Source organism: Bacteroides sp. UBA939, assembly GCF_002293435.1.
GTDB lineage: Bacteria > Bacteroidota > Bacteroidia > Bacteroidales > Bacteroidaceae > Bacteroides.
The window spans coordinates 13,690-19,927 of sequence record NZ_DBDF01000229.1; the positions used below are offsets into that span (position 1 = coordinate 13,690).

Consider the following 6,238-nt stretch of genomic DNA (forward strand, 5'->3'; position numbering starts at 1 on the left):
TGGCATTGCTTATTGCAATGTGTGCCCATGGCAGGATCAGAACAATCAACCTATTCTTGAAGTAATACTTTAACAATGATAATATTATCACTTATATTGATATTTTTCAGACTAAACATAGAATCAAAACATGTATTTAACTCATCTCCATTAGTTTTATTTTCGATTAATGTATATGGTTCATAATATCCATATAAAAAGATACCATCAGAAAAGAAAAAGCGTGGGCTCCTATTAAAATCCCAAAGACCAAATTTAACCTTTTCCGTTTTTTTATTGATAAGCCCTTCATATGTACGAGCGTCAGGCCCAATACACTTGAAGTATATATACTCTCTTGTTTCCAATACATTTGAAATCGCTTTATAAGAATTACTTTTTAAATAAGCATTTCGTTCTTTACTCTTGCGAAGTTCATCTATTTGTTCTGATGATATAGAATATTTTCCAAAATCAATGGCAAAAGAAGCAAAAACGGAATCTTTTGTTAACTTATATACAATATCTTCTCCGTCAATTGGTTTTAAGTAATAAGAAGTCTTATTAAAATAGAAACGAGGGTCGTCTGATGTACGATACTCATATTTAAAATATTCATTTTCTATGCTTTTCTCTTTTATTTTTCTTAAACGATAGTACTCTCCTTTACTCTCGTTCCAAGTGTCGGGATTACTACACCATAAAAAATAATTATTTTTATCGAACACTAACAATTGTGACGGATTGAAATTATTCCGATCATCTATAGCCCACGACTCAACAAACTCTCTTGTAGTTCTATCGAAACAATGTATCTTTTTATAATCCAATATATAAATATAATTTCCAGCAATACAAAAATCTCTCAATTCCACATATTCTCCTGGACCATTCCCTTTTACTCCCACTAATCCTTTATATTCACCCGCTATGCTAAAATTAACAACTTTCCCTAATCTTATATCAAATATGTAAATATCTTCTTCACATATTACTCCTTGAGTAGAATTAGCAATTAAAGCATCATCAACAGTCTCTAATTGAATAGGAATTACATTACTGATTAATCCATCCCATTGAAAAAAATCGTTACTATACCCTATGCTATACTTTTTTAAACTATCCATAGATATCTTTCCTTGTTCATTGCAACTTGTAAAAAGTACAATCATAAATATTACACATATTCTTAGCATAATTACAAAATTTAAGAATTAATATATTTAAGCCATCGAAACTTTAAAACAATAAGTGATAAAGTTCAGATAGATCTAAAATCACTTATCTATTTCATTTCATTCTATTTGTTTTAATATACGTTTCCAGCGAATGTCACCCGTATCCCTATCCACCGACTCATATCCGGACAGCCTTGCCTACAATAAAAGGTTCCGGAAGTAAGCCCCAGTAACGGGAATCCTGAGAGTTCATAACCTTATCGCCTGTTACAAAGTAATAGTTCTCTTTAAAGCGGTAAGTATGGATTACGCTATCATTCAGTAAAATTGTATCGCCACGCAGGGTAAGTTTCTTTTTCTGTTCCCATTCTATCGCATTCCGGTACAGGGCGGCATGTTTGGGGTTCATTCCTATCCCATCTCCTTTTGCAGGAAGATAAAGGGGACCGAAGCGTACGATATCCCAATCCACCAATCCATTGTAAGGATAACCGCTCATCACTATTCCGTAATCATTCTCCCGGCCATTTGCAACAATACGCATCAGTTCATCCTGAGATTCCACATTTCCCAGCGGCGTCTCACAACCACGCACCCGATAGTGGGCATCCTCAATATTGAAGATACGCGCTCCCATCACCCATTTATTCACCAGGATATTATCTCCGGCAAGCAGGGCAGGTTCCATAGAGTCCGAAGGAATCTTGAAAGTAGCGATACTGGTTACTTGAAGCAATATCCATACCAACACTACTCCGCAAAATATCAGGAACAGATTTAAAAACTTATTTATAAACCAATTCAATCTCTTTTTACTACTAATAAAACTTTTACTTTTCATCTTTATATTCAAATACACATCTATTTATTATGTACATATCACTAAACGCATTCATAACTTTCAAATATTTAGGAATCCGTTTCCATATATAAACCTACATGTATACTATTCCCATAAGGCGTTTACTGCTTTTTACTATATTCATAATATAATAATATCGGATTTGAATCTTCATTTATTATTTTTATAACATCTTTATTTGTAACTTTATTAGATATAAATCCTTCTTTTAAATGATCTTTCAAGTCTGACAAATAATCTGTTCCTATACAATAATACACTCCTCCGGCATCAGATGTTAGAAAAGAAGGCAATGTACGATATACAAACTTTGAAGCATACAATATATCATCTTCAAAATTTGAATATGTAGAAACTTCGCCTGTATTCATATTACATATTCCTAAATATAAAGGCCAAGTTGTATAACTAAAATACAGGTTATCATCACATTTAAACATGTCTAAAACACCTGTTATCTTATCCATTTTATGCCCTAAACGAAGACGCATTTCTGTTCTTATCTTCGAATCCAATATACCATTTTTATCTTCCTCAGATATATCCTCAGGTTTTATTACTTTATCACCACTAAATGCCATATATGGAGTTATTTTCCCATTATTTATGCACATCACCGTATCGGAAAGGCCGAATGCCAATAAGTCTTTACCATCCCCAATATGATAAAACAGAGATGAGAATGTAAACAGATCCCGCCATCCCTTATTATATTGATCCACATCCATCCATTGACCTATTTCATGGCCACTATTTATATCCAATTGTCTCAATATATAATTTTCACCATCAGAATTCCAAGAGCTAAAAAACGTATTTATGGTATATAGCATACCACTATTACACCATATCCTTTGAATTTCAGAACCACTTTCCAACTTTATAGTTCTCAGATAATTACCAGAATCAATATCATACAGACATATTTTCTTACCTATCTGATCATATATATATACAACACCTGTCTGATTATCAATTGTAAAATCAGTACATGTAGTATATTCTTCTGGACTAAATCCAACACCACCTATTTTTCTTATAAGATTTCCCCCTTTGTCAAAAACGAAAACACCCTTCGCATGCCTTTCATCTAAAACAATCAATTTGTCTTCATATAAATCCATTTTATCAATACGCCCAATAATAGCTTGATCGCCATCCAATCTTATAAGTGTAACAGAATCGAATAGATTAGAATAACAGAAATCACGCCTCATTTTTGTCGTATCAAAATTAACCATGTAAATTTTTGTATTTCCGGAATAACTAGCCTTCTCCACAGCACATGATAACAATACCAGCACATACAGGATTAAAAGACCATTGTTTGTGTAAATTCTTCTTTTCATAATAGAAATTTCTAAATAATGCGAATCAATAGCTAACTATAAGCTACCTCTTCGCTTGTTAAAACATTGTTATTTGATTAATTATTGTATAAAACCACGTTCGCTTCTCATCAAGAATTAGCATGTTATAAAAAACACTCATTTTCCAACCATAGTTTCCAAGGAGAAAGATTTAAATTATTAACCTTAAATCCGCAACTAAATAAGTCATTGACAACTCCAACCCCTTGAGAATGAATATCATCCTCAAGGTTTGGATATATCCCAAGAATCACCTAAATTAGTGCTACCAAACAAATAAATCCAAGTGTATCTTGTATAGAAACAAAAGTAGCAATAAAATCTGATAAAGTCACTCCTTTTGGTGGCAGATTCTATGTGATGGATGAATTTTCCCGTTTAGACGTCCCTTTACTTATTGATCGTGTTTTGGGTCTTCGCTGCACGACCTGTGATTATCAATCAGACAGTGGCATTCAATACTCATTCAATACCGGCAACAAACTGAACGGTCTTTTGCTGGACTTGCTACAGCATACCGGACAATTGCCCCCGGCAAGGATTACGACCTGGATTTCGGCCACCTGTTCCTCCCAGCATCTGTAACCTCCCAATCGTGCAACATTTCATTTCCGCTCAATAGTATTTCATTTGCTCTACATTCTTTCAATGCTTCCAATTGTCCAATCTTAGTATCCGAATCTTTTTTAACTCATATAAGAATGATTGAACTTCACGCATTTCCTGATACCGGATATAACTATAAATATTATTCGATACCAAAAAAAGAGCAAGTATTACAATCAAAAACAGTCCTTTTTTTCATTCCTTCATTCTTTGAATAACGACAACCAACAAGATTAAAAGAACAACTCCTCATAAGAGATATTTATTACTTCTTACCATATTCATAATATAATATTATTGGATTTGAATCTTCATTTATACTTCCCAGCACATTCTTGTTTATAACCTTATCAGAGATTAAGCCTTCCTTAAAATAATATCGTAATTCAGACAATAAATCTGTTCTATATAAATAATATATACCTCCATTATCTGATGTTAAAAAAGAAGGCGGCCTATAGCCTGTAGGGTGTAAAGAGAACAACACATCATCTTTATGATTAGTGTATGAAGTAACTGCATCTGTCTGCAGGTTATACATTGTTAAAAAATAAGGCCATGTCATATATTTAAAATACAAAATTCCATCATTTTCAAAAAAATTTGAGATGTTCATTATCTTACCTTGCTTTTGCCCTAACTGAGATAACATTTTAAATCGCATTTCAACTCTTTTTCGTGGATCAGATTCTTTTAGGTTAATCTCTTCATTCAATATATCTTCCGATTTTATAACCTTATTACCACTAAATGCCATGTATGGAGTTAATTCTCCATTTCCGATACACATGATTGTATCAGAGAGTCCAAATGCAAACAAGTCGTTACCACCACTAATATGGTAGAACAAAGGTGTATGAGTAAACTCGTCATACCAACCTTTATTATACTGATACACATCCATCCATTGCATAACCTCACGTCCGCTATCTTTATCCAATTGTTTTAATATATAATGTTTAGTATCCGTATTTCGCAAATCAAAAGATGTGCTTACTCCGTAAAGGATTCCACTATTACACCAAATCCTATCAACGCTATGACCCCTCTCAAGATTCAGCGTTTTTATATATGTACCTGTTTCTAAATCATAAAGATTAATTTTTCTACCAAATCTATTATAAACATAAATAGAAGCATGTTGCGTATCAATTGCAAAATCAGTACATTCAGTGTACTCTGTGGGACCAAAACCTATATTACCTATCTTTCTTATCAAGTTTCCATTTTTATCAAAAATAAAAACACCTTGCGCTGTATTTGCATCTAAAACAACCAGCTTATCATCATACACATCCACTTTATCAATCCCACCTAAAAGTGCATGTTCGCTATCCAATCTGATAACCCTAACCGAATCAAATATATTAGAATATTTGAAATCGTGCAAAATTTCTACTGTATCTAAATCAACCGCATACAATTCACTATAAGAAACATAATTAGCCTTTTCTGTAGTGCACGACAATTGAGTCAACAAAAATGCATTTACGAATACAATATACAACAACTTTATTTTTTTCATATATAAATCTATAGTCCCATAAAAGGGGTGTTAAACAAACGTTTTGGGAAATAATATTGAGTTCTAAACAACAATATAACAAATACACTGTAAGCGATCGGCTAACTGCGTCTATTAATCTTCCTTCCGTCTTGTTATCTTTGCCTGCAAAACGAAGATTATGGTATATTGGACATTAGATTATTTTAAGCACCTCTACGATGAATACACCGCCTCGGGTGTAAGTGTACGTGAGTTTTGTATGGAACGAGGCATTAAAGAGAACCGGTTCTATTATTGGATAAAAACCGTTAAGCGGCAAACTGTGTCCGCTTTGGATCCTCCCGGAGAGTTTATTCCCATCCGTTCCGAGTCGGTCAGTCGCCTTACCCGGACTTCCATTGAATCCGGAAGAGCAAGCACGTTCCCGGTAAAGGCCGGGGATATAAAGATCACCTACCCTAACGGTGTAATCCTGCACTTGGGAAGTGACTGTGATTTCGAGATACTCAAGCGTCTCCTCACCTTAATCCCTTAAGCCCATGTTCAGCCTTACAGCCTCGGATAGGTTTTATCTATACCCTTATCCCACCGATATGCGCAAGAGTTTCTATACTCTTAGTGGCATCGTTGCCAACCGGATGGGAATGGATGTTCAGGATGGCGACGCGTTTATCTTCATCAATAGGCCTTGTACCTCCATGAAGATACTTCATATGGAGTATGGCGGCCTGGTAAT

At 34.1% G+C, this 6,238-nt stretch carries 6 protein-coding genes and 1 pseudogene; 3 read left to right on the forward strand and 4 right to left on the reverse strand.

Annotation, left to right across the window (positions count from 1 at the left end; translation table 11 throughout):
• Nucleotides 1–50 precede the first annotated feature (50 nt).
• The 3 genes and pseudogenes from B2Z67_RS15335 to B2Z67_RS15345 all read right to left on the reverse strand — a co-directional run bounded on the left by B2Z67_RS15335 (nucleotide 51) and on the right by B2Z67_RS15345 (nucleotide 3,368).
• Complete coding sequence (locus B2Z67_RS15335; RefSeq protein WP_291530714.1) at nucleotides 51–1,151, reverse strand: 6-bladed beta-propeller; 1,101 nt, start codon at nucleotides 1,149–1,151, stop codon at nucleotides 51–53.
• Nucleotides 1,152–1,274: 123 nt separating this feature from the next.
• Nucleotides 1,275–1,998: pseudogene (locus B2Z67_RS15340) on the reverse strand (S26 family signal peptidase).
• A gap of 122 nt (nucleotides 1,999–2,120) precedes the next feature.
• Nucleotides 2,121–3,368, reverse strand: coding sequence for a 6-bladed beta-propeller (locus tag B2Z67_RS15345; protein WP_291530715.1), 1,248 nt, complete (start codon nucleotides 3,366–3,368; stop codon nucleotides 2,121–2,123).
• A gap of 381 nt (nucleotides 3,369–3,749) precedes the next feature.
• Between B2Z67_RS15345 and B2Z67_RS15350 the strand changes: the two genes are divergently transcribed.
• Nucleotides 3,750–3,974, forward strand: coding sequence for a hypothetical protein (locus B2Z67_RS15350; RefSeq protein ID WP_291530716.1), 225 nt, complete (start codon nucleotides 3,750–3,752; stop codon nucleotides 3,972–3,974).
• A 286-nt stretch (nucleotides 3,975–4,260) separates the two neighbouring features.
• Here the strand turns inward: B2Z67_RS15350 and B2Z67_RS15355 are convergent, their stop codons facing one another.
• Nucleotides 4,261–5,520, reverse strand: a complete 1,260-nt coding sequence (locus tag B2Z67_RS15355) for a 6-bladed beta-propeller (RefSeq protein ID WP_291530717.1) — start codon at nucleotides 5,518–5,520, stop codon at nucleotides 4,261–4,263.
• A gap of 160 nt (nucleotides 5,521–5,680) precedes the next feature.
• Between B2Z67_RS15355 and tnpA the strand changes: the two genes are divergently transcribed.
• Entirely contained in the window at nucleotides 5,681–6,037 is a 357-nt protein-coding gene (gene tnpA / locus B2Z67_RS15360) for an IS66 family insertion sequence element accessory protein TnpA (protein ID WP_291530718.1), read from the forward strand.
• Between the two features lie 4 nt (nucleotides 6,038–6,041).
• Nucleotides 6,042–6,238 (forward strand): IS66 family insertion sequence element accessory protein TnpB (gene tnpB / locus B2Z67_RS15365; protein ID WP_291530719.1); only part of this gene is annotated, 197 nt, incomplete at its 3' end.